General features: G+C 59.7%; 21 protein-coding genes. 3 read left to right on the top strand and 18 right to left on the bottom strand.

Going from position 1 to position 25,065, the window contains the following annotated elements; genetic code table 11:
- The first annotated feature begins 112 nt into the window (after window positions 1-112).
- Window positions 113-538 carry a hypothetical protein gene (locus HHL24_RS35330; protein ID WP_169489914.1) on the top strand — a complete coding sequence of 142 codons (426 nt, stop codon included), beginning with the start codon at window positions 113-115 and terminating at the stop codon, window positions 536-538.
- A gap of 123 nt (window positions 539-661) precedes the next feature.
- Window positions 662-1,681 carry a CAP domain-containing protein gene (locus HHL24_RS35325; protein ID WP_169489913.1) on the top strand — a complete coding sequence of 340 codons (1,020 nt, stop codon included), beginning with the start codon at window positions 662-664 and terminating at the stop codon, window positions 1,679-1,681.
- A 168-nt stretch (window positions 1,682-1,849) separates the two neighbouring features.
- On the opposite strand, the gene HHL24_RS35320 is transcribed toward HHL24_RS35325, so the two are convergent.
- The 18 genes from HHL24_RS35320 to HHL24_RS45195 form a co-directional block, all read right to left on the bottom strand.
- Window positions 1,850-2,113, bottom strand: a complete 264-nt coding sequence (locus tag HHL24_RS35320; protein ID WP_169489912.1) for a hypothetical protein — start codon at window positions 2,111-2,113, stop codon at window positions 1,850-1,852.
- Window positions 2,114-2,476: 363 nt separating this feature from the next.
- Window positions 2,477-3,766 carry a shufflon system plasmid conjugative transfer pilus tip adhesin PilV gene (gene pilV, locus HHL24_RS35315; RefSeq protein WP_169489911.1) on the bottom strand — a complete coding sequence of 430 codons (1,290 nt, stop codon included), beginning with the start codon at window positions 3,764-3,766 and terminating at the stop codon, window positions 2,477-2,479.
- Window positions 3,767-3,777: 11 nt separating this feature from the next.
- Complete coding sequence (locus HHL24_RS35310) at window positions 3,778-4,257, bottom strand: hypothetical protein (protein WP_169489910.1); 480 nt, start codon at window positions 4,255-4,257, stop codon at window positions 3,778-3,780.
- A gap of 1 nt (window position 4,258) precedes the next feature.
- Window positions 4,259-5,371 carry an ATPase, T2SS/T4P/T4SS family gene (locus tag HHL24_RS35305; protein ID WP_169489909.1) on the bottom strand — a complete coding sequence of 371 codons (1,113 nt, stop codon included), beginning with the start codon at window positions 5,369-5,371 and terminating at the stop codon, window positions 4,259-4,261.
- Window positions 5,372-5,389: 18 nt separating this feature from the next.
- On the bottom strand, window positions 5,390-5,893 hold the full coding sequence (locus tag HHL24_RS35300) for a prepilin type IV pili (protein WP_169489908.1): 504 nt from the start codon (window positions 5,891-5,893) through the stop codon (window positions 5,390-5,392).
- A 656-nt stretch (window positions 5,894-6,549) separates the two neighbouring features.
- Complete coding sequence (locus HHL24_RS35295; protein WP_169489907.1) at window positions 6,550-7,590, bottom strand: type II secretion system F family protein; 1,041 nt, start codon at window positions 7,588-7,590, stop codon at window positions 6,550-6,552.
- The gene (locus HHL24_RS35290; protein ID WP_230417704.1) at window positions 7,583-9,160 is read right to left on the bottom strand and encodes an ATPase, T2SS/T4P/T4SS family; all 1,578 of its coding nucleotides are present in this window, start codon (window positions 9,158-9,160) and stop codon (window positions 7,583-7,585) included. The genes HHL24_RS35295 and HHL24_RS35290 overlap by 8 nt, the downstream gene beginning before the upstream one ends.
- A 350-nt stretch (window positions 9,161-9,510) precedes the next feature.
- The gene (pilO2, locus tag HHL24_RS35285) at window positions 9,511-11,202 is read right to left on the bottom strand and encodes a type 4b pilus protein PilO2 (protein WP_169489906.1); all 1,692 of its coding nucleotides are present in this window, start codon (window positions 11,200-11,202) and stop codon (window positions 9,511-9,513) included.
- 4 nt (window positions 11,203-11,206) lie between these two features.
- Window positions 11,207-11,698, bottom strand: coding sequence for a type IV pilus biogenesis protein PilP (gene pilP / locus HHL24_RS35280; RefSeq protein WP_169489905.1), 492 nt, complete (start codon window positions 11,696-11,698; stop codon window positions 11,207-11,209).
- 11 nt (window positions 11,699-11,709) lie between these two features.
- Entirely contained in the window at window positions 11,710-13,431 is a 1,722-nt protein-coding gene (locus HHL24_RS35275) for a secretin N-terminal domain-containing protein (protein ID WP_169489904.1), read from the bottom strand.
- Complete coding sequence (locus HHL24_RS44280) at window positions 13,428-14,213, bottom strand: toxin co-regulated pilus biosynthesis Q family protein (protein WP_230417703.1); 786 nt, start codon at window positions 14,211-14,213, stop codon at window positions 13,428-13,430. Before HHL24_RS44280 ends, HHL24_RS35275 begins: the two co-directional genes overlap by 4 nt.
- Window positions 14,210-14,680: a lytic transglycosylase domain-containing protein gene (locus HHL24_RS35265; RefSeq protein WP_169489903.1), complete on the bottom strand. Its 471-nt coding sequence runs from the start codon at window positions 14,678-14,680 to the stop codon at window positions 14,210-14,212. Before HHL24_RS35265 ends, HHL24_RS44280 begins: the two co-directional genes overlap by 4 nt.
- On the bottom strand, window positions 14,677-15,921 hold the full coding sequence (locus HHL24_RS35260; protein ID WP_169489902.1) for a TrbG/VirB9 family P-type conjugative transfer protein: 1,245 nt from the start codon (window positions 15,919-15,921) through the stop codon (window positions 14,677-14,679). The genes HHL24_RS35265 and HHL24_RS35260 overlap by 4 nt, the downstream gene beginning before the upstream one ends.
- The gene (locus tag HHL24_RS35255) at window positions 15,918-16,739 is read right to left on the bottom strand and encodes a transglycosylase SLT domain-containing protein (protein ID WP_169489901.1); all 822 of its coding nucleotides are present in this window, start codon (window positions 16,737-16,739) and stop codon (window positions 15,918-15,920) included. Before HHL24_RS35255 ends, HHL24_RS35260 begins: the two co-directional genes overlap by 4 nt.
- Window positions 16,732-18,027 carry a TrbI/VirB10 family protein gene (locus HHL24_RS35250; protein ID WP_169489900.1) on the bottom strand — a complete coding sequence of 432 codons (1,296 nt, stop codon included), beginning with the start codon at window positions 18,025-18,027 and terminating at the stop codon, window positions 16,732-16,734. Before HHL24_RS35250 ends, HHL24_RS35255 begins: the two co-directional genes overlap by 8 nt.
- Window positions 18,028-18,039: 12 nt before the next feature.
- Window positions 18,040-18,909, bottom strand: coding sequence for a TrbG/VirB9 family P-type conjugative transfer protein (locus HHL24_RS35245; protein WP_230417702.1), 870 nt, complete (start codon window positions 18,907-18,909; stop codon window positions 18,040-18,042).
- Complete coding sequence (locus HHL24_RS35240) at window positions 18,906-19,610, bottom strand: type IV secretion system protein (RefSeq protein ID WP_169489899.1); 705 nt, start codon at window positions 19,608-19,610, stop codon at window positions 18,906-18,908. Before HHL24_RS35240 ends, HHL24_RS35245 begins: the two co-directional genes overlap by 4 nt.
- An 809-nt stretch (window positions 19,611-20,419) precedes the next feature.
- Complete coding sequence (locus HHL24_RS45195) at window positions 20,420-20,860, bottom strand: type IV toxin-antitoxin system AbiEi family antitoxin (protein WP_169489898.1); 441 nt, start codon at window positions 20,858-20,860, stop codon at window positions 20,420-20,422.
- A gap of 1,510 nt (window positions 20,861-22,370) precedes the next feature.
- Between HHL24_RS45195 and HHL24_RS35230 the strand changes: the two genes are divergently transcribed.
- Complete coding sequence (locus HHL24_RS35230; protein WP_169489897.1) at window positions 22,371-23,759, top strand: replication initiation protein; 1,389 nt, start codon at window positions 22,371-22,373, stop codon at window positions 23,757-23,759.
- Window positions 23,760-25,065 lie beyond the last annotated feature (1,306 nt).

The raw sequence follows: 25,065 nt of genomic DNA, 5'->3' as shown, positions 1-25,065 counted from the left end.
TGAGCGAGGCGGATGGTACCCAAATCACTGACGTCCTCGCCTTCGCTAGTTGGACCCCTACGGGTCTGCCCAACTGACCCGTAGCACGGCCATCACTTCGCGCTGGTGAAACATGGAAGACCTAGCCTACCTCGTACCCGAAAGCTCCGCAGCCTGGCTCAGCGGCCAGGGCGACGGGCGCTTTCGTCGGTACGAGAAGTACTATCAACATAAGCTCGCGGCACTCAAAAGCAATTTCGACCTTGAAAAGGTGAATGAAACCTTTGAGCAGGTTGCCAGTGAGACCGGCGCTCAGCCGCCGCAAGCCCGTATCTCGGTACTACTCGGGAAAGCTGCTGTCGGACTCTTCGCCATCTACGCCGTTTCGCTGGTGCTGAAGGCAGCGAGTCACATCAACCCTGCAGCCTCAGGGGTGGTCGTCATCGGCATTCTGATCGGCTTGCGCAAGATCCGCAAAAAACAAACGAGACGAACGAAGGAAATGGCCATCACCGCAACGGCTAATCCGCCGACAACGAAAGTAAGTAAGAAGACCTGACTTGCCAGATGCGTTTTCAGATTCTGTCGACGCCGCACGCGACTTGACTTCTCCGGCAGGGCGATAAGATTAAATCAAGGGTGCGCAAATGAGCGAACCCACAAACCAGACACGGGATCGAAGATGAAAAAAAATACCAAGTTTTCGGCATACGGCTTGACCGCCATCGCGATCGCAGCATCGCTTACGTTGGCGGCTTGCGGTGGTGGCGGTGGTAGCGGCTCACCGAGCACGTCAGGCACGGGTTCGTCGGGGTCGACCAGCGGCACTTCGCCAACCACGCCGGCGGCTGTGACCGGCACGTTGACGACGCCGCAGTATGCGGCGAACAGTGCTCAACTCGCTGCGTTCACCCTGCTCAACCAGTACCGGCAGGAATGTGGTTTTCCGGCCCTCCAGGAGAACACTGAACTCGATCAGGCTGCTCAGGCGCACGCTAAGTACATGGGCTTAAACAATGCGGTGTCCGATTCTGAGGCAAGTGGGAATGCAGGCTTCACTGGCGCAAGTTATATCGCTCGGGCCGTCGCCGCAGGTCTTCCATCCACGGTGAACGGTACGGGTGTTAGCGCTGCCTACTACACCAACTCGACGTTAGCCGAGTCGCAATACGGCAGTAACATGATTACGACCTGGCTCGCAGGCGTGTACCACAGCGGCGCGGTTTTCTATCCGTCTGGAATCGTCGGCATCGGCGAGTACGAAACTCAATACAACGGCTATCCGGATGCCTGGGGCAGCATGAGCCTCTTGAACACCGCTACACAGACGATGAGTAGCACACCACTCACTTTCCCGTGCCAAGGCACAACCGGCATTGCCTATAGCGGTGCGGGCGAAACTCCGACGCCGCCCAACGTCTCGAACACTGGTTGGGGTACGCCCGTGGTCGTGATGGGGAACTCAGGCGACGCGATCGTACTGCAGACCGCATCCATGACGGGGCCTGCTGGCAGTGTGACACTTCAGGTCCTAAACTCGTCAACGGACCCGAACAAGGAGATCGGCGCATATGAGGCAGTCGCGTATCCAACGTCGCCACTCTCGCCGAACACGCAGTACTCGGTGAGCCTGACTGGCACGGTGAACGGGACGGCGTTCAGTCGCAGCTTCACTTTCACGACCGGCAACGTCGCTGGCTAAGTCAAGATACTCGCTCGCCGCGAAACGTCTCTCGACGTTTTAGCGGCGAATTCGAGAGTCGTCCCACGTTCCTGCGCAAATCGTCTGTGTCACTGCCGCGCCCATCGAGGGCCAGCCCTCGCAAACCCGCTCGATGTCGCCCGGCGCAGCCACCCTAAGTCAGCCGCTTCAGTTGCCCCCTCCGCTGCAGCCCGGAAAGAAGGCTTGAACGACCGCCAGCCACCCGAACGTACCGTCACCCTTCAGGATGCACTCCAGTTCGTAGAATGAGGTGGTGTCCCCGCAAGTATCGGTGGCCAGCGGCCCGTTCGCACCGAACATAATACCCTCCACACCTACGCCGCCGACGTAGGGATAATTGCCGTAGTAAATACCAAATTGCTGGGTAATCTGAAAACCATTACTGGCTGCGGCCGCGTCACAGGCTGGCACTCCAGTCGGAGCCGGAGGTGTGGTCGCCTGTGGCGCGCATACAAGGCCCACCCAACTTCCGCCATTCCACGTTGCAGCTTGAACTTGATTCTGCCCGGAAGGACAAGTCGGCTGCCCCTGATATGAGCACTGCGGCTGACTCCAGTGCGAGCCCTGCCACACCGCGGACGAGACCGTCGTCCATCCGGCGCCTGACGGACAGGTCGGCGCTGCGCTCGGGCCCTGATGGAGAGGCGTCAGACACGTCGAGTCCTGATAGCCCGGCGTACACACGACGGGCGCAGCGAACGCAGAGTTGCCGGCGAACAGTACCACCAGGAATAGCAAGAGCTTCAGGAAACGCATCATCACGATTACACCCAATTAATAAGAACAGTAGGTTGAGGCGGAACCAGACCCGCCGATAGGCGTGCCCGCGCCATCTGTTACGTAGATCGACCACCCCCCTGAAACGGGACTGGCTCCCATGTTCACGACAGCGGTATCGTCAACACCTATAGTCGACGGATAGACCAGGATCTGCGCCGTGCCCCCGGACGGACAGCTCGGACTCGGATAGGGCACGAATGATCCGTTCGACACGGTGTACTTGTAAATTTGCAGGAAGCGTCCACCGATCGGCAGCCAGGTCCCGGACTGACACGAAAGAATCTGGCCTGAACCGTCACTGTTCGCCCCGATGATTCCGTTCGATGAACACGACGAGCCGGCGACCGCTACGTTGCCCGCCTGAAGCGTGCCCTGGACCTGAAGCGCAGCCTGCCCATTGGCCGCCTGAATCGACACGTGATCGTTTTTGTCGTTGATGATGCGGGCATTAAAGTCCTGCACGCCCTGGCCGCCCTGGTGGAAATCGATGTACGGTGTACCTGTTCCCGCCGTCGTATTGTTTCCACCCAGTTCAAGCGAGCCGCCCTGATCGGGCTGAAACTGCCCCTGCCCGTTGATCGAGAGCGTTTGGGCAGTAGCCGTGTTGATCCCGGTGATGTTGTGGGCGTTCCCACCGGTGTCAGTCAGACCTAGATCGGTCTGCATGTTGTTCAACTCGGGGTGGTTCACCACAGGCACGCGATACAAAAATGCCGTATTTGCCTGCACGTTCGTGAACTGCAGCAACGACGCAAGATGTCCGCTACCCGGATTCGCGAAGCCGGTAAGCGGCACACTCCACGCACCATAGGTCCCGTAAGCGGTGTTCGTGCTGAACGTGGTTCCGGCCTGGGTGGCATACGGCACAAATCCCCCACTCGCGCCTGTCTGGGCCGCTATCTGGGCAAGTTGCTTCGTGTCCGTGATCGGGTTACCGCCCGTCGACGTAACCAGTGTTTCAAGTTGACCGGCCGTCGGCTGGAGCACTTGCGCCTGCCACGTTTGACCAAAGGTATTCGTTCCCGCGTAGCCCGCTGGCAGGTAGCCGGCCGTCGCTAGCTGGGTTGCGGTGATCGTGACCGGCACCGTTGCCGTCGCGCTTTGTGCGAGCGTCACGGCGTTGTCCTGTACATACTGTTGAGTTGCTGCGTTGAACGTTAGCTGTTGGGACGCCGTCGCCGCAACCTGAACGTTCGAAACGCCCATTTTGGCGAATTTGACAAAGCCCCCAACGCCTGCCATCGAAATCACCAAAGCAACCAGCGCGGCGATGATCGGGTCCATTCCGTCCTCTCTTAGTTAGCCGTTGTCGAGTAGTCGACCAGATCGCCTACTGCAATTTGATTCGGCACGGCCACTGCTTCGCCGGAAACGAGAGAAATCGCCGACCCCTGCTGTGTCACCCTGTACCAGATCAGGTTTTCATTTGAATCGCCCTGAACCTTCCCAACCGCGCCTGGCGCAGCCGGGATGTAGCCGTATATATTCCGGCCGCCTGTTCCGGTTGCGGTCGTTATGCACCCGCCGCTGGCCGGGGCGTTCACCCCAGCCGGCAGCGTGACTTGCACCGTGCTGCTCACGACACCTGCCTGCGCCGATGCAGAGTTGTAGCAGGCTTCCCCCCACATTTCGGCCTGCTGCGCACTGATGACCTGCTTGCTCTGCATCTGGCCGACCGGCCCGGCGCCCGGCACGGAGTTCGCCGTCTGCCAGCCCATTATTTGGAGACCGGAGTAGAAGAGGAATGCCACCATCGGCAAGATCGCATAGCCCATGTCAGAACTGTCCCATCTTGCCGGGCAGCGTCATCACCCGCTCCTGCCGCTCCACTTCGGAAACCATCTGCTCAAGCACGGCCCCGCGGATATGCGATCGGATCGCGCTCTCGTTCGTCGACCCTTTCACGATGAGCGGCTTAACGACGATGCGCCTACAGTCCTCTCCGTCGATGTCGTCAAGGAACATCTGCTGATGGACGACAGCCAGGAGACAGTCTGCGAACAGCGACACGTCGTATCCAGATTCGCTGACGAGGTTTTTCACGCGATCTATCACTGAAACGATGTCCCTGCCATGAACAGACACCAAAACAAGGTGCCCGCTGGTTCCAGCAAGCACCGCTTGCCCCGCCGCATCGGCAGTTCGCATTTCACCGAGCACGATGATGTTTGGCGCGACACGCATGAAGTCCCTGATGCGCGGGCCGAACTCCTTGTCATCTTTCACCTGCGTCTGGTAGCAAGTGCCAGCAATCCCTTCCAGCCCTTCGTAGCGGCCTTGCATCTGCACTTCGATCGGGTTTTCGGCCGTGACCGCTAGCCCACCGAAGGTCCGCAGGCGCTCCGCCACATAGGACATGAGGGAAGTTGTTTTCCCTGATCCAGTTCGCCCCGCCACCAGCACCAGCCCACCCTCATCGAATTCGGCTGCCATAAGCGCGCGCTCAAGCCGCGGTGGATAGCCGATTTTGAGAAAATCCAGCGGCCTGTCGATAATCCGGCGAAACGAATAGACCGGACCCTTCAGCGTTGGAATGCACTTTGCTCGGAGAATCAAACCACCCCAACCGAAGCTATCGTCATCGGTGAGCGTCATCCCCCGCGCGTCCTCCAGCAGCTGGCGCGCTGCTGCCTGCAAGGGCCCGCTTAGCCGGTGACCGTGCCGATCGTTCGGGGCTTTCTTGTACCAGGCCAGCCCGTCGTGTTCCAGATACAAATCAGAAAAGGCTATGTCCGCGAGCGGAGAAGTCCGTGACGCAAGCGGGACCGGCGCCGGTTGCAAGGAACCCATGGCCAAGCGCTCGCCTCCAATCGCTCCAAAAGCAGCAGGCGGAGCCTCTTGGATCAGAGACTCCGCCCGTGACGCGACGCCCCCTTCAATCGCGTTCATGTTGAGCTCGCCTGTCGATTACTGGAACGTCAGAACGAAGGCAACCGCGCCCGTGCATGCTGCGGCAGCCGTGACCGGATCAGCCGGAGCGGCCGTCGTGAACGTTGTCGTACCTACCTTCAGGGTCACGTAATCCTTCAGGTTTTGCGCGACGTTCACGCATTGCGACTGCGTTTCCGAACCGCCGCCGCCGAACGTGATCGCACCTTGCGAGGTCCCGCCGGCGCCAGCAGCGAACGCAACCGTATTACCCCACGGGTCGATCGCATTCGTACCGTTCCACCACGTCGAAGGCAGAATGCCTGCAGTGTTCAGGCTTGCCACGTTGGCTGTCGTGAACTTCGTGTATCCGGTAGCCGATTGCGTGAACTGCGCGCGTGCGTTCTCGACGACCGTCGTCACGCCGGTGGCCACGTCAGAAGCCTTGCTGTTGGAGAAGCCGTTGTAAGCTGCGTAACCGACTGCGGCCAGCGCAAGCAGACCCAGCACGATGGCGACAATTCGCCCGAGAATACCTTCCATGTTTTCAACTCCGTGTTGTGATGTGCGATTGAATAAGTACCCCCTGCAGTACTTCTTTTGCCGTGCTGGGGCATTACTATTTAAATCGCTCGGAGTGCCTTGAAACCTAGCAAAAGGTGGTGAAAATCATGGGCCTTTCCACGGAACTGGCAGGCTTGCGACGATCCAATGTGATCTCTCGGGTCGGTGCTAACCCGGCTTGTTGGAATAGGTTGGCTGGTGCAGGAGCGCGAGCGCTGGTGGTGTCGGTCACGACACTGCGTCGCTGGCAAGCTGCTGGCACGGTAGACGCCGACCGCAGGGGACGCGGTCATCGCCGCTACGACGTGGCGAAGCCTCCGCGCGCGACCGTTCCAAACGCCGGGTGTCACCAGGCGTCTTCAGGTTGATCCGGGGGGGCGGGAACTAGCGCAAGAAAGGCTTCTAACGGGCGCTGGACGCGATCCCGACAGGAAGATTGGCCGGCCCTCGCCGACGGCTACAAGCGCCGGCTGCCGCGCGTCGGTGCAGCACTGGCGTTCGCCATCGGCCATGCATCCCCCGGCACGATACCTGTCACCATCGCGGCGATTGCCATGATGACCGGCACGGGTGCCACCAACTGGCACACGTTGGCTTGCTTTACGCCCGGGGGTTCACAGCCGCAATTCTCTTGATCACCCGTGACTCATGTTCGACGTCAAAATCGTGGAAATCGAGTTTGCGCCCAACTGCAGCACGATCATTGCCCCGAACATCACCATGCTAAAAAAGAACGAGATTATCGCGCCGCGTGCGACGAGTTGCTTCTCGAGTGTCTTCGCGTACTGCCGTGACACCTTCTCGATCATCTCCGGGAAGTTCGGGAATCCGACATAGGCGGAAATGTCGTCGATCAGTTCCGGTGACGGGAAACCGTAGCCCGACTTCCGCATCGCGGTGGCGAGATCCCGACCGTCCTCAAGTTCGTGCAGGATCGGCCGCAAACGCGACGCGAGCCACGGCGAACTTTTCTGAATCTGCCCCTTCAATGCTACGGTATCCGCCACGCCAGCCTGTAGGAGCGCACCGAACGACAGCAACCACGAGAAGCCGGCGACCTCACGATAGGTTGTGAACGGGAAGATTTTCTGGTCGCAGAACGTTCGGCCCGCCCCAGTCCAACGCGACGATGCCCACATCGCCCACCCCGCATAAACCGCGATACCCCCAAAAACGATGGGCGTTTTCCAGCTCGTTGCCAGGTCGCCCATTTGATACATCGTGAATGCCCAGCCAGTCCATTTCTTAACCGGCACCGCAGCCGTGAATTGCGGCACGATATAGTCGCCGATGATGAACAGTACCAGGTACATGGCGATCATGTAGACCGTCGGCGCAAAGAAGCTCGATCGCAGCTGGTTGATCATCCGCGAGGTCATTTCGCGCACGTCGAGGACCAGGCGCATCGACTGCGGTATCGAACCGGCCTTTTCGCCGGCCGAAATCACCGTGCGTTCAAGATCCGTTATCTTTCGGCCCATCGCTTCGGTCAGCGTCTTTCCGTCCTCCACGTGACGGTAGACCTGTTGAAAAGCTTCCCCCGCTTTCTTGCGACCGCGACGGATCAGCCGATCACGAAAATCGCCCAGTACCTTGGTGAGGCCGAGCCCATTCTCGATCTGCGTCGACGCCTGCTCGTAGAACTTTTTACGCAGAGGCCAGGAAATATTAGCCATTAGTACCCTCCCATATTGGAATTTCATCCACTTCGTGCTCTGCATCAGATGGGTCCAGCAACCCGTCGAGTACGAGGTCCATCGCGTGCTCGATCATCGATTTGTCGGAACCCGGCCTCTTCCTGTGCTTGCGTCCCGCGATCAGCACGCCGTCCTCAATACAGTCCACCATGAGTTGCTCATCGGTCACGACAACTTCCGCCACGGCCTGCTCCCGAATAATCCCGAGGTAGTTGCAATCGGGGCATCCTTTTCCACGTACCTTCACCTTTTCCAGCCCGTATGGGCGAGCGCCGGCCCATGACTTCAAAGCACGTTGCAGGTAGCCCGGATACTTTTCGAACTCCCCCGCGCCCGCTCGACTACAGTTACCGCAAAGAATCGGAACGCGCCGTTGCGAGATCAGCCCGATGACCTGCTTGTGGTTGCAGACCACCTGGCGCGAGAGGCGCACGTTGTCCAGGAGTTCCAGCCGCGAAAACGTCTCGAAGGGATCGGTCACGTGGAGGGTCGTCAGCACGAGGTGCCCTGTCATTGCGGCCTGAAGCGCCGCAAGGGCTTCATCCACACCGCGGACTTCGCCCAGCAGAATCGCGTTCGGGTCCATCCGCAGCGAGTACCGGACCATTTGCGGAAACTCTTCGCTGCGACATGAGAGCTGGATCGCCCACGGCATCGGATACTCGGGCGGATTCTCGATTGTGACGAGGCGCGTATGCGGAAACAGCCGCGCCTGCTGCTTCGTGAGCTCGTACAACGTCGTGGTTTTGCCAGAGCCAGTGGGCCCGGTCACAACGATGATGCCCATGGAGCGGCGGATCAGGCGCTCGAGCATTTCGACCTGGTGCTGCGTGAATCCCATCTTGCCGAGCCGGAATTCTCCTTCCGGCTTCGCTGGCTCGACCAGCCCGAGGCGTTCCGACGCAATCTGGATCTGGGCGCTGTCGTACTTCTTGGCCGCGAGGAATTGAAGACGAGCCACGGTAAAACCCCCGCCGGTTTCAACGGGGAACATGGGGCCGCGGATGATTCGTATGCTCGACAGCATGGTGCCGGGCAAGGAGTCACCCTTGATCTGCGCGTCCTGGAAGCTCAGCGGGTTGTAAGTGGCCTCCTTGACGGTTGCAAGGCCGGTGTACATCGAGCGCACGAAAGCCTCGCCCTCGGCCGGATTCAGGATCGCGCGCTTCATGGTCTTCAGGTCGCCCTTGACCCGTATCTGCATCTCCGTGTGGTCTTCCCGCTGGAGCACATGCAAGTCACTTCCGCCGATCGTCGCGCAATACGAGAGAATCTGCTTTACGTTGTTGAGGTTCCCCTGTCCCTTCGAGGCTTCCGCGACCTGCATCGAAGTCTTCGTTGCTCGCATCTCCACGATCACGCGGGCGTCGACTTCCTCGAATCGCACGCTGTGGTCGAGCCGGCGAATATCGTCCCGCCAGGTCTGGTAGGCACTTTGCCCGACGTGCCTCGCATCGACGTAGACGGTGCATGCCCGCACCTGCATCACTGCATCGATCTCGTCCTGCGAGATGCTCATCATCTCGCGAGCGATCATCGGCGACGTCATGCCGGTCGTAACCTGCAGGCGCCGCAACTCGCTTGCCTGCTCAGGCGTCATCACGCCGATCGTGACGGCAGCCTCAGCAAACGGAGCACCTGTTGTTTCGGGGTGGCTGACGTGTTCCTGCAGCGACGCCGGCGCCGGCGGAATCCTGTGAACCTTCTCGACTACCGCGTGACGAGCTGGCACCGTCGCGCCCGGTCGCGGCGGAATTACGCCACCTTGCAGAACTGGCCGCTCCACGGCATCGGTGCTCGACGTCTGACTCGGCTCGCGAGGCAACGCCGGACCGCTGCTTGCGCGCGTCGGCACCAGGTTTCTGCCTGTGAGGCTGTCGAGAAGTCCCATAAATGGCTTCAATTGCCCACGCCCGGCGGAACGGTCGCCAGAGCGGGCTTCACCGGCCGCGCCGGTACTGAACCCACAACGGTTACACCCGTCGCGACTGTAGCGTTGCGATGCGCCTGTACGAGAGCAAGCGCGCCCATGCCACCCTGCGACTTGTCGCTGTCCGTGGGGGACGTCGGAGCCACTGGCGCTACTGGCGTCAGCGCTACGACAGACGCCGGTTTCGGCACGGGCCCAGCCGCCGTTAGGGTCGTGTCGGTTGGCTTCGGCTTACCACTTGCGGGGCGAGCCGCCGCGGCAACGGGTGCGCTTGCCCCGATAACCGGCCCGCTCACGACAGACGACGCCGGTGCGGCAGGCGCCGCAGCAGGAGCGGACGTCACAGCCGTCGTTGCCGCTGAGGCGGGCGAAGCGAGCGCCGTCGGAACCACGCCGGAGCCGTCGGAGGCCGCAACAGCTAACGCAGTCGTCGCCTCGCGCATCCCGTACAGCGTGCCTTTCGTTGTCCATACCCGCTTGTTGCTGTCGTATTCGATACTCGCGACGCGCAGGCCTGTCACCTGGTCGAACGGCGCTGCACCGATTTCAACCCATGGCGGAGCATAGAGGTCCAGCGTCATCGGGTACGCAAGCCACGGCGGAGGCGGAACCGCGTTCGGCGTATCCGGGGTTTCCTTCGGCGCCATTTCCGGTTGCTTCGTCAGCTGCAGCTTGGCGCCGTACGTCTGCACCAGCGTGTACATTGCTCGCGGCGCCGCTTCGCCAGTCAGCGCGTCCTGGTTAAGGCCGCCAAACGTCTGCGCTATCACAGTGTCCTGCGAGGACGACTCGCCTCCATCATCCAGCTTGCCCGGCGCATCATTGGCCACGCCACCGTTGCGCGTCCACTTCGTTTCGATCGTAATGCCGACCGCGTCGGCACTACACGTCCAGGTGCTAAGCCCCCAACCCTTGATCGATAACGCCTCCTGATTCCACTGGGCCTGACACACACTGAACACGTCGTGGGTCAACGGCAACGCCAACCACGGCATCATCGCCGCCTTCGCGTCGGCTGCAGCTTTCGCTGATAGCGCAGCCGCACGCGCAGCAAGCGACTGCTGCTCCATCAGTTCTTCCTGGTGTTTATGGTGGAAGTATCCCCACACGCCCACTCCGGCCAGTGCGAGCACGACCACCCCGGCAGCCCCGATATAGAGCATCGTCGGGTCGTAGCTGAGGTCGCGCAGGCGTGCCAGATTGCTCTTCGTCTGGACCGCGACTGCGAGGATTTCGAGCGGCTTGTCCGTGATCTCAGTCTTCCACTCCGACAACCGGTCGTGCTCCGCCCAAACGCGAGCCACGTCATCCTCGGTACCGACGATGTCGCCGTCGTTGAGAATTTCCTGGCCGTCCCGAACCGCGACATACCAGTAAAGACCGTGGCCCACTTCGAAGATGCCGCGCCAGGGCTGGGCAAATTCCTCTGCGACGGCTGCAGCCAGTGAACGCGCCTTGCCAGGACTCTTCAGGCCGTCGATCGGGTCACAGAAGCCGACCTGCACGCCACCGCCCTTCGCCGTATAAACCGTGCCCCACTTGCCCATATCAGCTGCAAGTTCACGCAATGCCTTTGCCTTCGGCACGGCTTCTTCATGACGCCAGGACATGCCGACTGCAAACAGACCTTTTACGCCGGGGAGTGTCAGGACATGAGCCATGTAGTCAGATCCTCAGCGTTTTCTGTTGCTTGCCGTTCGAAAGCTGGACAGTCGAGCTGGTGATCGCCACGACATGCCACCCGTTATCAATCGTGTCGCCAACTTCGGCGATGATGGTGCGGCCGTTAATGCTGATGTACGCACGGTACGAACCGTCAGCGCCGCCGACCTGGATGAGCCCCAGGTCCCCACCATCGTTGCGCGCCTTCGCAAGCGACTGGCTCAGGCCAGACAGCCCCCCGCCGGCCGCAGCCGCCCCCCCGGCGGCGTTCGGGTGTTCAAGTTGCCTGATGTCGTCCCGAAGCTTTGCGTTCGTCGCTTTCGCAATCAGGAGTGGCGTCTGCGCCTGTTCATTGGCGAGGAGCTCCGGAATCTCCGACACCGGCACGGGTGCGGTGGACGTCGAGCCAGGTGTCGCGCTGGGCGCGGCCGCCCACGCGCCGGCGGAAACGAGCGCAGCAAGCACGAGCGCGGTGGTCTTCTGGTAAGTCTTCATGGCACCTGTCCTTAAAGAATGCGCGCGGTGATAACTACGGCAAGGATGGTCTGCTGGTGCGACGCATCCAGGCCACCGCCGAGCAGGAAGTTCTGCGGCACGCCGACACCGTTGTTGGTAGAAGTAGCCGACTGTTGACGCATGCCCGTCAGGACCAGCGTCTCACCTGGCTTCAGCGTCACGGACTGTTCGAAGCGAGCCATCTGCATCGTCGGCAGTTCCACGCTTGACTGGCCCGTTCCGGTGCCCGATGTGAAGGTTTGCAGGCTCAGCAGGTCCGAGAGCGTCATGTCGAACGCCATCAGGATGCGACCGTTGACTACCTTCGGCAGGAACGAACTCGTGAAGCCGGGCACCAGCGTGCTCGTCGAAATCGCGGTCGAGCTGCCAACCGAAGCGGTCTGGGTAGAGGTGGACGAAGAGACGTACCCAACAGACTGAGCTGATTGGAGGGCCAGCACCTTGCCGTTCTGCGTGATACCCGAGCGCGAGACGACTTCCGAGACATCGCCCATCGTGGACAGTGCCTGGACTGTCGCGCCCGTGCCGGCAAACGGACCTTGCAGAATCGTGGCGCCGAATGTCATCGGCGTCGCGGCGCTCGAAACCGTGGGGATGGAGACGGTAGACGAGCCTGCGCTTGTATGACCGGATTTCGTCTTCAGCGCGAGCGCAAGGTTTATGCCGTAATTTTCTTCGCCCGTCGTGCGAACTTCATAGACGTGCACGTCGATGGCAACCTGCTTGCCGAACATTGCAGCGAGGTTGTTCGTCAGTCCTTCGACGCGATCGCATTGCGGTGGCGATCCGGTGACCGTTAGCGTGCCAAGGTTCGGATCTACCGTAACCTGTGCGCCCGGTCCCGCGATGGACTGTGCCGTATCCTTCAAGCTTGCCCACGGGCTCACACCAACGGCGAGGCTCATCTGCTGTCCGCTGCCACCGCCCGAGCTCCCGCCGCTGCCGCCGCTGATGCCGCCCGGTGACGCGGCCGGCGTGATGGAGCCTGAACCACCAGATGAGCCCGAACTCGATCCACCGCTCGAATCAGTTGTCGAGATCGAACCTGACATCGAGGATTGGTCTGGCAGACTCCCGATCGTGAAGGTACGCGTTTCGGTCCTGTAAAAGCTCACCGTTCCATCGACGTAGTGCGACCAGACCCCGAAACGACCATCCACCACGTCGAGGAAGCCGCGCAGCAGGCCGTGGTAGCGAATTGGCCCGCCCGACGGGCCGCTGGCCGCCAAACCGCCACTGCCGGTGAAGCTGGTCGCGAGGCCCGCTGGAAGGTCCGGCATCCGCCCCACGGAACGTTGACCGAGGGTAATTCCCGTCGGTGCGGAAGGCATGATTGCCGTCGTTGCCGCGCCTGAACCAGTTGCCGACGAGTCAATTTCCGCGCGAACGCGGACCACTTCTGACAGGTACGAGACGATGTCGGAGAGCGACGGCGATGAACTGCCCGAATTGAAATCCACAATCCGGTTGTAGATCTCCGGCTGTGGCTTGCTCGCCTGAATCCTCTCGCCGAGCAGCCACGAACCGTCATGAACCTGGACCACTGGGCCGATCGGAGCCGGCGTATCTGCGGCGGATCCCGCGGCCTTGCCGATGTCACGTTGTTCCTGATGGATGGTCGGAACTGCGCAACCAGCAAAATTCATTGCCATCGCCACGAGACATGCAGCCGCGCGCTGGCGCGGTGTGAAAATCTGCTTCCTTTGAGTCATCGCACCGCTCCCGCTTGATGGACAACCAGCGAGCGGTTGCCGGAATAAAGGTCGGCACGGATATCCGCACCGTTGTTTGCCGCTTGCTCGATTACCTGTTGCGCTGCCTGCGCGAAGTCAGTGCCGTACGACTTGTTGCCGGGGACGACCCAGTCGTCCGTCAGATTCCACGTCAGCGTCCAACCAGCATCGTGTGCCCACGACTGCAGCTGCTGTTCGAGGGAAAGTCCCGCCTGGAGCTCGAAGGTATGGCCAAGTTCCGTTGCGGCGGGCATCGCGTCAGGAGTCGCCGCCGCCATCACCGTTTCTCCACTCGACAGGCTGTTCGCAACCGGCACCTTGTCGGCCGCAGGAATCGGGGTCGGCGCGAGTGCACCGGCAATGGAAGCCGACGCTTGCTGAGGAGGGTGCCCCGACGCAACAACCGCCCTCGGCGGCTGGACGACCGGCCTCGCAATCGGCACGGCTTGCGAAGCGTTCGACGTGGAGACTGACGGGCCTGGCTCCGCCATCGCGGTGTACATCGGCGGCTGATCGACGATCGGCGTTGCTACCACCGCCGGTGAGGCGATGGGTGCCGCTACCGGAGACGGCGCAGCGATCGGTGCGGATGGAGCAGGTGCCTGAAGCACCTGCCAGCCTGCACCGAACTGATCGTCGTTCGGCTGGAAGACGCCTGAATTGTCGGCGTATGCGCTTGCCGCCGGGCTTGCGCTGATGGCCATGACCGCCGCAACTCCGAAGGCAGCGTGGCAGATGGTGGTTCGGATGTGATGTTTCATTGCGCGCTCGCGGTTCGTTGTTCGAAAGCCATGTTTCGAAGCCGTGTCCAGATGCTGTAGACGCTATTGGCATACTTCAACTGCTTGTCGGAAGAGCTCGCGTTGTAAGCGCCAACCGCCTTCCACGTTTGCCCGAAACGTTCCACGTTCGAGCGGAGAATCCATGCGCCCACGTAACCGTTGACGCATGGATTCCTGAGCGACTCGGCCGTGATGCCCTTCTCCTGAAGCCTGGGTAGCCAGACCGTGTTGATCTGCATCAGGCCGATGTCGTAACTGCCGTTGCGGTTCCGGTTCACTGCATCGGCACGCATGCCGGATTCGTGTTTGGCAATCGCACGCACGAGCATCGGATCGAGGTCAAAATAGATAGCTGCGTCATCCAGGCAATCGGCGCGCGCACCAGTGCTTGCCATGCAAGCAATGCCTACGCACACCACTGCCGCGAAGATCGGCATCCGTTTCATGACGGTGTCCTCTCGTAGAAGTGCGTGGCCGCGTGGCGCGAGACCGTCGTGGTGCCGCCGTCCGCCGTCGCAATGAACTGATCGGCGGTGCCGTCGAACTTGTACGCAGCGCCTCTCTGCTCGCCCTTGCCCTGGCCCCTGACATCAGTGACTGACGCCTGAATGACCGTGGGCGCGAAGCGGAAGTACGTGGCACCGTCCGCCTCGAACACGGCTTCGAGATGCGCCCCGTTGTTCGCCTCAAAGTCGAAGATCATCCCGGTCTGGCGGCCGATTTCGACCTTGTTCTTCCCGTCCGATACGACAAAGACACGAGCCCTGTCTATCGTGACCACGTTGGCGTCGCGATCCCAGTGCGGGTGCAGCGATTCGCCGGCAAGATTGCGGAAAGTCAACTCGTCGGTCGGCCTGCTCGTAAAACGGATCTGAACATGCGAGTCGTCCGCATCGCGGATCGCCTGCGCGCCGAACACGGTCGCGAGTTGCGACTGGTAGTTCGATGTGCCTTTGGCCTCTGTTCTGGGAGCCGGCAAATTCGGCGCGGCTACGGCCCCCGCCACAGCGGTGTTCGGTGCGTAGGCAACCGCTACCGACTTGGGCGCAGAGCGCTCAAGGCGCACATGGTGTTTCGAAAAATCTACCGACGCGAACAGGCCACCCTGGTTCATGAGTCGATCGAGCGCCTGCATCCAGCTTTCTCCGTCCTGGGTCGTGAAGGCCACCTGATTGGTCAGGTCGATATCCTTCTCGGCGGAACCGCTCCAGCCTTGCGGCACCAATGCCTTGACCAGACTGCTAATGGTCATGGTGCTGCTGATACCGCGTACCGGTTCGATCGCGCTCACCTGTCCAATAATCACAAGGTGATCGCTGAATCCAGCGAAGCCGGCCGGCTGGTCGCCACGAAATTGCGACGGCGACAACGGGCCCCCTATGAACGAGTTCCCGCTTTTCCAACGCGCTGTCGCCGGCCGGTCATTGACCCGGAACTGAATCGTGTCGGGCGTCCCATCGACCACCACGTAGGGGCCTTCGATGTGCCCACCATCCGCGGTAATGCTCTGACCGTTGCGGGGCTGGATGAACGTCTGCGAACCGTCGTTAAAGACGGCTTCCGGACGATCCGCGTTCGCGCCGATGATCGTGTAATCGAAGTCGAATGGATCGGTGTCGGCCGCATGGACTAAAGTGCCGGCCAAGCAGGCGCAAGCGATGGCGACGTATCTGGCGATGCGCTTCACAGGCCAGCCTCCAGTTGATCAAGGTGTTGAACGAAGCGCGCGAGGTACTCTCGGCCAGGTTCCGGATTGGCGCTGTGGTAATCAGCCACCGCTTGCGCAACAGAATGGGTCTTGCTGTAGTTCTCGTTGAGAATCGATTCGGCTGCCTTAATGTTTGTGCTGGGCTTGAGCGCATCCCAGGGCGAGACAAATCGTTGGTGGTGGTAGCACCAGTTCACCTGCATGATCCCGACGTCGAAGTCACAACGATCCTGCGACAGCAGGTAAGTAATCGCGCGATATGCCCCTTCACGGGACTTGAAGAAATAGCCGCGACCGGCGACGTTGAGCGTCCATGGCCATGGACGACCGGCATAGTTCGACTCGTTCATCGCGATACCGGCGAGCACCTTGGCGTCGACTGTGGCGTGCATGAGGTCGAACGCGGTCTCGTTGCTCGCACAGTTCCACCCGCCGCGATGCTCCGTGATCGCGGCCTGCGCGTCGTCATTCAGATTGGTCGGCTGAAGCCAGCCTGCGCGAACGAGCAGCGTTTCCAGCTCGACCGGCCTGGAGTCGACCAGCACAGTCAGCTTGTCCGACTTGTCGGCGTAGACCGCCTGCCCAAGAAGCGGCTTTGCCCACTCCTTGAAGGCGCGCATCCCGCAGAAGTACACGGGCGTGCCCTCAAGCGGTTTGAGTGCCTTCACCCCGTCCTTTACGAGGACGATGGAATCCGGGCTGATGATGTCCTGGATCATCGGCCCTGTTCCGGCCTGCGCCGCCGCAGCCGCCGCAATGCCTGTCATCGCAAGGGCTATGGCCACCCGCTTATTCATGGTATGGCTCCAGGTGGATATCCTGATTTACCTTGACCATGAAGCGCGTGCCCGGCTTGACGGTGATCGTCGGCGGAATGTTCTGATAGCGGGACAGGATTGACTGCGACGTTTGCGCGGCAACCTGCCCAGCCGTGTCACCGACCTGCGTGACACCGTAGGGCGATGATGTCGTCGCTACAGTCGAGTTCTTGTCGAAGACACCCAGCAGGATCGCGGTCGCGAAGGAAGCGCCAAAGATCTTGAGGAAGTGGTTATTAACGTCCCCGGAGAAGCCCGCTTCGCCATCCTGATCTGCGCCTGCGGCCCCGTTCAGTGGCACTTCTTTTCCATTGGGCAAACGCAATTCCGTGCCGGCGACCATGATGCTCTCGGCGCCCACGCGAATATCCGACGAGTACGGAGCCACGATCTTCGAGCCTTTCGGGATCACCAGGCAGGTGCCCGTGACGCTGTCGTACACGTCTTCGGTGACGAGCAGCGAGGCCGTCCCCGGACGATCGGAATTCAACTTCTCCATCGTCAGGACCGGAATGTGATTCGGGGGCGCGAGGGTGCAGCTCTTTTCCTGCCCAACGAACGAAGCCGTTGAGAAACCCGCACCACTCTGCGAACTCAATTTCGCGGTGCGCAAGAACGCCAGGTCGCTCTGCTGCGACCCAGCTGCGCTACCAGCACCTGCCCGGTCTTGCGCCCCCTGGGTCATCTGGCCTTGAACCGCCGCCAACGTGTCCTGGACGCTACGCCCCGCTGTCGCCTGCGCGGCCATCATTTCCTGAGGCGTCGGTACCCCCCCTTCCCCACTGAGGGTCGCGCCATTGCCGGCCAGACCGCCAGCACCATTGGCGCCAGCCTTGTTCTGGATCTGGTGACCACCGCCCTTGAAGATACCGGCGGAATAGATCCCGTCTTCGTCGCCACCCGGCGTCGGCGCCCGGTTACCGCGAGCGCCATTTCCCTGCGGGTCGACGAAACTGTCCGCGCTCGGGGTACTGGCGTTCGTGGGTTGAGCGCGTTGCGCTTTCTGCGCCTTCAGATCCGCGGCCGACTGCTGCTCATTAATGATGGAGTTGAAATCCTGATTGCCGTTATCCGGTTTGCGGCTGAACTGTTGCTGCTGGCCCTTCTTTGCAGCAGCATCCGCCTTTGTTTGAGCGTCCTCTTTTGCCTGGTAATAGATGCCCAGACCACCGATGACAACTGCCGCTACCAGGCCGACACCGAGGATTGCATTCCTCGGTGTCTTCCCTTTGAAGAAGGAACCCTTCTGATCGGTTGACGTGCTCATCGCCGCTCCGGGTTAAAGACCGAACAGGCCGTGATGAGCGCGCTCAACCTTGACCTCATCGTGATTGGCGCGAAGCACGATTTCGTCGGCCATCTGCTGCACGACCAGGTACTGCCCGCGACGGATGAAGTTCGGGCTTACGTTGTCGCCGTGATCCTTGATGATCGGAACCGCGTACGGCGCATTGGCCGGCATACGCATCCAGATAAATTTGCCATCATCGAATACTGTTTCCGGGCGGAACGCTGCATCGCCGTGGATTTCCCAGCTGAAATTCAACTTGTCTGGCGACACGTTCATGGCGCCGGAATTTGTAGGGTCGCCGGATGGATCGCTTTGCGGGTTGGCTTGCTGGTGCTCACGCACCTTCGCCATCAACGACCCCGGATAGTTGAAGCGGACGGTCTGGTAGAAAAGGCCACCGAGAGGCGACGAGACAAGCGTGATGTCGTACTCGTGCAGATTCGTTGACAGGTGCAGGGTGTTGATGAGGCCCGGCTGATTCGGCTTCACGAACACGTGGTTCGCGCCGTCCGTATCGATCGTCCACCTGATCGTGTCGCCCATGGCGGGGTCCGCGATCAGTTTCTCCGTACTGGCGAACTCGATCGTCGTTGTCTTCAGCGGCGCAGTCATCACGCGATAAATCTGATCGCGCGAGTAAGTGAACACGGCCATACGTGCGTCGTTCGGCATCGTTACCGGATCGACACCGCCGTTGTACTGGCCAGCCGGATTGACCGAGGCGCCATCGCTTGCTGCTACCGGATCGATGCTACCGCGCTTTACGGTTTCGGCCGCGTTTGCGCTGACCACAGCAATAATCATCGAGATACCAAGCGCTGCGGCGATGGGTGCAGCAATGCGAGTCAGGGAGATCATGCGGATTTCTCGATCGTATAGAACGGGATGAAAATCCCGAAAGGATTGGAGCCAAGAGCAGCGTCGGACGCTGGCGGCTGGACCTCATACCGGAGCGTCAGGGAGAATCGCTGGACCACGGGTTGATCCGCTTCACCCTGTGACGTCGATGTCGTGAAGTTCACGACGACGGTCGAATCTTCGAGCAAGGCGACATTGGTGACGGTCACCTGCCGGGTGAGCTTTGGGTCGGCGGCGATGGCCTCGAACGGCGCATCGTTCCGCAGCCAATCCACGAAAGAAGACTGGGCTTTCCCTTCCATCTGCAGTTGCACAGCCCTGATGTTGGTGGCCATGCGCGAGTGCTTGATGTCGCCAGACAGGACCGGTTCGATGGTGAACCAGCGCTGGGTCATTTCCTTGATGGCGACGCGGATCGCCAGTGCGTTCGGCTGGTAGGTCGTGAGTTCGCGAAGCACAGGGGTGCCGGCTGTGTCGGCGGACACGCCGTAGGCCTTGACTACAGACGGCGGTGGATTACGCGTGGAAACGGCGATCAGAGCGACGGCGGCCATGACAGCCGCGAAGATCTTCCAGTGATTCGTTTCAACGAAGAGACGCGTCTTCACATCGAAGATGATCTTTTCGGGATCATCCTCGCTGTAGTGGCCAGGGGCCTTTGCTAACGCTATGTCCTGCTTCGAACGCTTGAAGAATTTCATCTGAACGGGCCTGTTTTAGACTCGTCCATTAAACGTTCTGCGAAGCCTCAGGAAGCCACCGAAAGATCGCTGAAAAACAGCCTCATTTCACGGGGTCTGAGCATAATCAACATCTGAAGCGCTGGCCTCCCGGCTAGCATGTCCTACCGCCCACCCCTTTTATCTTTCATCACTATTACTTGTTTAATTCACGTTCATTACTTGACTGTTTATTAGGCACACTTTCCGTAGAATGGCGGTATCAAAATGGCGTCTTTCTTGAGTTGGTCGTACATCTAGATTAGCGACCCCTGTCCTTTTGAACGTTTTTGTAATGTTCATCCCGTCTCGCCGTGAGGGGGCGACCCGCTGTCAGCGACTAAAGCCTAGGTCATTTTTTGCTAAGACAGCAACGGATTCCGATTATGTGTTTACTTACGCACTTCACCCCTTTAAGCCGTTTACATGACCTCAAAGCCTTATTGGATAAGGCGTTCCGGGTTGCTTGGTGGACGGGCATGGGAGCCTAGGTGGACGCCTATGGGACTCGAGGTGTGTGGATATGCAAGAACCGCGCAGATGCAACTGGCCGAGCAAGCTGAACGAGCGCGAATCAAGGATGTGGACCGCGAGGAACAAGCAGCGCTTAGCGCGCATCGGGGCAAAACATATCGTGCGCCAAATCGCGATCGTTGGACCGTCGAAGATGCATTCGCACTGACGCTAACGGCAATAGGGGATCCGTGCCACACGCAAAGGCACCAGCTATCAGGGCGTTGATAACTCGCGGTGAATGGGAGATATCGTCACAACCCAACGGTCATCGCCTTTCAAATATCCTCGTGCACTGCCGGTTTGGTATTCTGAGCAGCGTGATCTTCATAGAGCTGCTCGGCGATTGAAAGGCGGCGGCTGTCCCCGGTGGCTACGAGGTCGGCGTAAATGGGTGAGGGGTGGACGAGAGGATGCATGCTCGGTGGCTGCGTCGCCGGGAGGGACGTGCGCGGCCAGAACGCTCCGAGGATTTCCACGTCGCCGCGCTTGTCAGGACGCAACCGTGCAGCGAGCATGAACTCCCTGCGCACGCGGCTCTGGGTATAGATCGTCGTCCTCGACGCTTTGAGCTGTCCAGCACTCGCCGGACCTCGGAGCCGTGTCCGTTGGTGAACATCGTCCGGGTGGTTCTCCGCTGAGCGAACACGGCCGACATCAGTCCAAATCGCCCCCCCACTCGGCGCCGCGTAAGCATCCCTCTCGAGCGGACACCCCATGACGTTTTCCCTTCCTTGATTTAAAACGAAGATCTGATCTTCAAAGAGGCAATTTGTGAAACACGCTGCGCGCCTGGAATCGCGCTTGCGCGGGCAGCGCCAACGGCCTCGTGCGCCGCGGGCGAGTTACGGGGGCGCCGCCGGCACAGCCAGACCAATCGAACGCTACGGCGGCCTCCACATCGCCTATCCTCCCGTCAGTGCTGAACAGCTGAATCACGCCTACATCATTGAACTGCGTCTCCACGGGATGCGTCGACACCGGCGCCGTCCATTCTCGGAACCGAGCCGACAACTGGGGCATTCGGTCGCCCGCGAGCCGGCCCAGCGATCGGGCGGTGTAGGCGCCGAAACCGAAATCCCACAGGGCTACACGTTCGTACCATAACAACACACCCTTCCGTACCAGCCGACTACCCCATCCGTACCATATCCACACGCCAGCGGAACCATAAAGCACCACCAAGGACACCAGAGAACTACACCTTGCCAGGCTGAAAGCCCCGCCAGGTAAGGGATTGAGCTGAGCTAAAGGTTTACTAAAGGTGTTAAGCGTATACGTAAACACGTAAACGGCGTTCGTCTTTAAGAAGAAAGGAAAGCACGAAATTGCATCTCGCTACTCCTGTGCGGCTCACCGTCATTCCACAGCAGCGAAAAAGTCCCAAGGCTCCCAAATATACCGAAGGCACCGAAGGGTTTCCCCTTGAATTGGAACGATTTTTTCCTGGCAATCCAAATTCACTTCACGAGGACCTCAACGTGTAGGGCTATGGTCACCGGTGTTTGGTGTAGATCTATGGTTTGATTTGAACGTGTAGTCCTATGGGACTCCGGATCTCTGCTTGGTCGTCGTAGGCGCCTCGCACGCTGGCTTGAGGTGTAGGACCATGGTGCGGCCATCGGCACGATCCGACTGATGGCGAAAGGAGACGGAATGCTGTGCGCGTCGGCTCGTTGTTTAACTAGGTGTAGTCCTATGGTATTTGTTGGGAGGCCCGTTGGCGCGCAATGATCTTCAGTTATCCGCTAAGGTGGAACGCTATGGGACGATCGCCAAGGTGTAGTTCTATGGTTCGCCACAGCGCAATTTCGGGCCGTGGCGCGACCACTGGACGGCCTGCACCGGCCGGTCGGCCGGCGACAGTTGCGTGGAAGGTGTAGAGCTATGGTGGTGAGTTCGGATCGACGATCCGTAGTTCGGGCGCCACAGGCACCGTTTTATGCGGTTTAAAGCGGAAGTAAGCGCTCACCAGGGCGGAGTATAGGGAAAGAATGGTGGTAGATTGATGCCCTTGGAATGCTGAAAGGTGTAGTCGTATGGTCGTTTTTTAGGCCAGAATTGCGGTCAGATTGTGATAGGGGTGTAGGCGTATGGTGGACGCCCCGCTTGGCAAGGACCGCGACACGATATCGGGTAGAATCTCAACATTGTCTGCTAAGTCATTGACGTGTTGAGGTTTGTTATCAATCACCGAGAACTAAATAAAACGGAATTTGAGGTCAACGCGTGGCATCCAAATCTGTAACGCTCGCTGAGCAGTCGCCGCAGCCCCCAAAGCGACTGAAGGGCAAGAAAGGTGCGAAAACCGAAGCGAGGACGACTCAGATCGGACTCTTCACTGTCGAGGAACCGGAGCCCTTCAAGAAAGCGACGCCGGCTGTTCACATCAGCGCAAAAAACAAAGCGCTGACTCTTGTTCAGCACAAGATTTACAACGCGCTGTTGGCAAATGCGATTGAGCAGGACCGCGATCATGCCGGTACGAATGTGGGTCTTTCCCAGTTCTCGATCGCTCTTACGGACCTCGTTGATAAGGTAGGTCTGAACAGCAACAACCGCGACTATCTGAAAGGGGTCATCAATTCACTCATCGGTACGGTCGTGAATTGGGACTTTCTGGAAGCCGAGCGCGGAGAAGTCTGGGCCGCGACCGGTCTTCTATCGACGGCAGAGATGGACCGTAGCACCCTCACCTATGAGTTTTCGGCCAAGATTCGGGACTTTCTCGTTCATCCCCAGATGTACGCGACGATTGATATGCGCATTGTTCGTGCGTTCAAACGCGCGGCAGCGCTGGTGCTGTGGGAAAACTCCGTGCGTTACGAGGGCATTGGCCAGTCGGCAGTAATCGCGATCGAGAAACTTCGGCAACTCTTTCTGGGCCAGGAAGGCGCGAAGACAATCTACCCCGAGTACAAGGAGTTCAAGCGAAACGTCTTGACGCCCGCAGTGCGGGAGGCGAATGAGGTCAGTGACCACACGATTGAAGTACTCGAGGTTCGACAGGGGCGCGCCGTCGTTGGAGTTCGCTTTACAGTGGCACGGAAGCAAGAGGCCCCGCGCCTAGAGTCGGTGGATAGTGATCTTCTAATGTCAGTCACGCAGTTAGGTATTCCGAGTTCCGAAGCGCGAAAGACTCTGGGCCGCCATAGTGAGAGCGATGTGCGCAACGCGCTCGACTATGTCCGCGCGCGCGAAGCCAAAAAGGGCGCGACACCGATCACAAATGTTCCAGCCTACTTCCGCAAAGCGCTTGCGGAGAAATGGATGGCACCGGAGAAGTCTAGCGGCACCAAAAAGGCGGCCGCAGCCCCGGGATTGTCCATAACCGGTATCACGGAGGAGGAAATCCGTGAGAAATACCGCGCGTCCCAACTTGGGGATGCCAGAGCGTACTTTGATGAGTTGAGCGCTGCTGATCAGGCGGAGTTGATAGTGCGTTACAACGCGTGGCAACCGATGCAAAAGTGGCGGTTGGAAAGTGGAAAGAAACAATCCGCCGCAGCACAGCAATCGTTCTTGTCGTGGTTGGCCCATGAAACGTGGGGCGAGCCATCGACTGAGGACCTGTTTAAGTTCGTGATTAAAGGTTTGGCGTCCACGGCCACAGCCTGAGAACCTTGAACACCGTGCGACGATGTTGTCGGGGAGACGTTTAAACAGACTACTCCACTTCGTTGATCTTAGAGGGGGAAGGCTATCATGATACCCCCTCCCCCCGCCTGACCAAACTACGATGCTCTCGTGGACGGGCGTCAGGCGCGTCTTAGTTTCGTCCCGCTCTGCGCCAAGTCAATCATGCTAACGCGGAGCTCCTGAAGCGTGCGAAGTTAGTTCAGCCGACGCGGCGGTGCACAAGTCCCTGATCGCAGCGCCAGTTTGCAGCTGCGCCGCGCTCAAGTTCAACGGGATCCTCTCCCGCCCAGGTATCCGACGAGAAGGCCGGACTTTCAAGTATCGGAAGCGTTTGAGGTCCGACCGTGCCCTTTCTGTTCGGGCGGCTTTGAAATAATGAAATATAAAAACTATAGTTTATTAACAGATTATCTGATTTAACGCTGCTGGGCTCTCATCCCGGCGGTCTTGTGATCGGCGAGCAGTACGCGTGCATCGCAATCCGAGTCACCAACCTTTGGCTCTGCAGCGTCGAATGGTAACGCGCTGCTTACCGCGTGCCAGAGTGGCGAGTGCACACAGTGCCGGGTAGTTAACCAGACGGCCGTCGACGCGCATGTGACCCATGTTTTCGTCCGTCGCGAGAGCGCGTGCATCTTTCACGTGGAAGATGCTTACCAAACCCCGGATCCGCCCGCGCCAATTAACTCGAAAAGCGCACAAAGTTGAAAAATTGCCAATCGCACGAGGCCAACGGCACACCAGCAGGTCAGCCCATTTCAAAGCGCCAAGCTTCATAAATAAACGTCCGGCGGCACGCGTCTTCCACACGGAAGATCGCGCACTGCATTTGAGAGGGCCTTTCGATTACGCAAGTTGGCGATGAATCATCACCAGTTGATGTCAGTTGCGTGGGCGTCGCGGCTTGTTATGAGCAAGCTGGTTCACGTCTTCCACGTGGAAGATTGCGTACAGCATTCCATAGCATCTGGTGGCCGTGAATAGGATGATCGTCATCTGAGTCTTCCACGTGAAATGTTGTGTACTGATTTCGGCTCGCGGTTGGACGACTAGCAGATGCGCAGTTACTCGGATGATAGCCATGTCCGTTCCGGCGCGCTTCTTCCACGTGGAAGAAGCGCGGTAATTTTCGCACGTAACACGGCCCGGTATGCCAAAGTGACTCACGTCTTTCACGTGAAAGATTGGCAGAAGGGATCAAGGTCAACGCTATGGCTTGGCTCGCGCGCGGGAATCTTCCACGTGGAAGATCTCTGTTTCTTTCGACTGGGCCGATCCCCGGGAT

The organism is Paraburkholderia polaris (assembly GCF_012927345.1).
In the GTDB taxonomy this organism is placed as follows: Bacteria; Pseudomonadota; Gammaproteobacteria; order Burkholderiales; family Burkholderiaceae; genus Paraburkholderia; species Paraburkholderia polaris.
Note: the sequence above shows the minus strand (reverse complement) of the source record. Positions and strands in the feature narration are given on the sequence as shown.

Coding starts and splice junctions, on each gene's coding strand:
- HHL24_RS35330 (WP_169489914.1), top strand. CDS start 113: ATGGAAGACCTAGCCTACCTCGTACCCGAAAGCTCCGCAGCCTGGCTC.
- HHL24_RS35325 (WP_169489913.1), top strand. CDS start 662: ATGAAAAAAAATACCAAGTTTTCGGCATACGGCTTGACCGCCATCGCG.
- pilV (WP_169489911.1), bottom strand. CDS start 3,766: ATGGACCCGATCATCGCCGCGCTGGTTGCTTTGGTGATTTCGATGGCA.
- HHL24_RS35310 (WP_169489910.1), bottom strand. CDS start 4,257: ATGGGCTATGCGATCTTGCCGATGGTGGCATTCCTCTTCTACTCCGGT.
- HHL24_RS35305 (WP_169489909.1), bottom strand. CDS start 5,371: ATGAACGCGATTGAAGGGGGCGTCGCGTCACGGGCGGAGTCTCTGATC.
- HHL24_RS35300 (WP_169489908.1), bottom strand. CDS start 5,893: ATGGAAGGTATTCTCGGGCGAATTGTCGCCATCGTGCTGGGTCTGCTT.
- HHL24_RS35295 (WP_169489907.1), bottom strand. CDS start 7,590: ATGGCTAATATTTCCTGGCCTCTGCGTAAAAAGTTCTACGAGCAGGCG.
- HHL24_RS35290 (WP_230417704.1), bottom strand. CDS start 9,160: ATGACGTCGCCGATGATCGCTCGCGAGATGATGAGCATCTCGCAGGAC.
- pilO2 (WP_169489906.1), bottom strand. CDS start 11,202: ATGGCTCATGTCCTGACACTCCCCGGCGTAAAAGGTCTGTTTGCAGTC.
- pilP (WP_169489905.1), bottom strand. CDS start 11,698: ATGAAGACTTACCAGAAGACCACCGCGCTCGTGCTTGCTGCGCTCGTT.
- HHL24_RS35275 (WP_169489904.1), bottom strand. CDS start 13,431: ATGACTCAAAGGAAGCAGATTTTCACACCGCGCCAGCGCGCGGCTGCA.
- HHL24_RS44280 (WP_230417703.1), bottom strand. CDS start 14,213: ATGAAACATCACATCCGAACCACCATCTGCCACGCTGCCTTCGGAGTT.
- HHL24_RS35265 (WP_169489903.1), bottom strand. CDS start 14,680: ATGAAACGGATGCCGATCTTCGCGGCAGTGGTGTGCGTAGGCATTGCT.
- HHL24_RS35255 (WP_169489901.1), bottom strand. CDS start 16,739: ATGAATAAGCGGGTGGCCATAGCCCTTGCGATGACAGGCATTGCGGCG.
- HHL24_RS35250 (WP_169489900.1), bottom strand. CDS start 18,027: ATGAGCACGTCAACCGATCAGAAGGGTTCCTTCTTCAAAGGGAAGACA.
- HHL24_RS35245 (WP_230417702.1), bottom strand. CDS start 18,909: ATGATCTCCCTGACTCGCATTGCTGCACCCATCGCCGCAGCGCTTGGT.
- HHL24_RS35240 (WP_169489899.1), bottom strand. CDS start 19,610: ATGAAATTCTTCAAGCGTTCGAAGCAGGACATAGCGTTAGCAAAGGCC.
- HHL24_RS45195 (WP_169489898.1), bottom strand. CDS start 20,860: ATGGGGTGTCCGCTCGAGAGGGATGCTTACGCGGCGCCGAGTGGGGGG.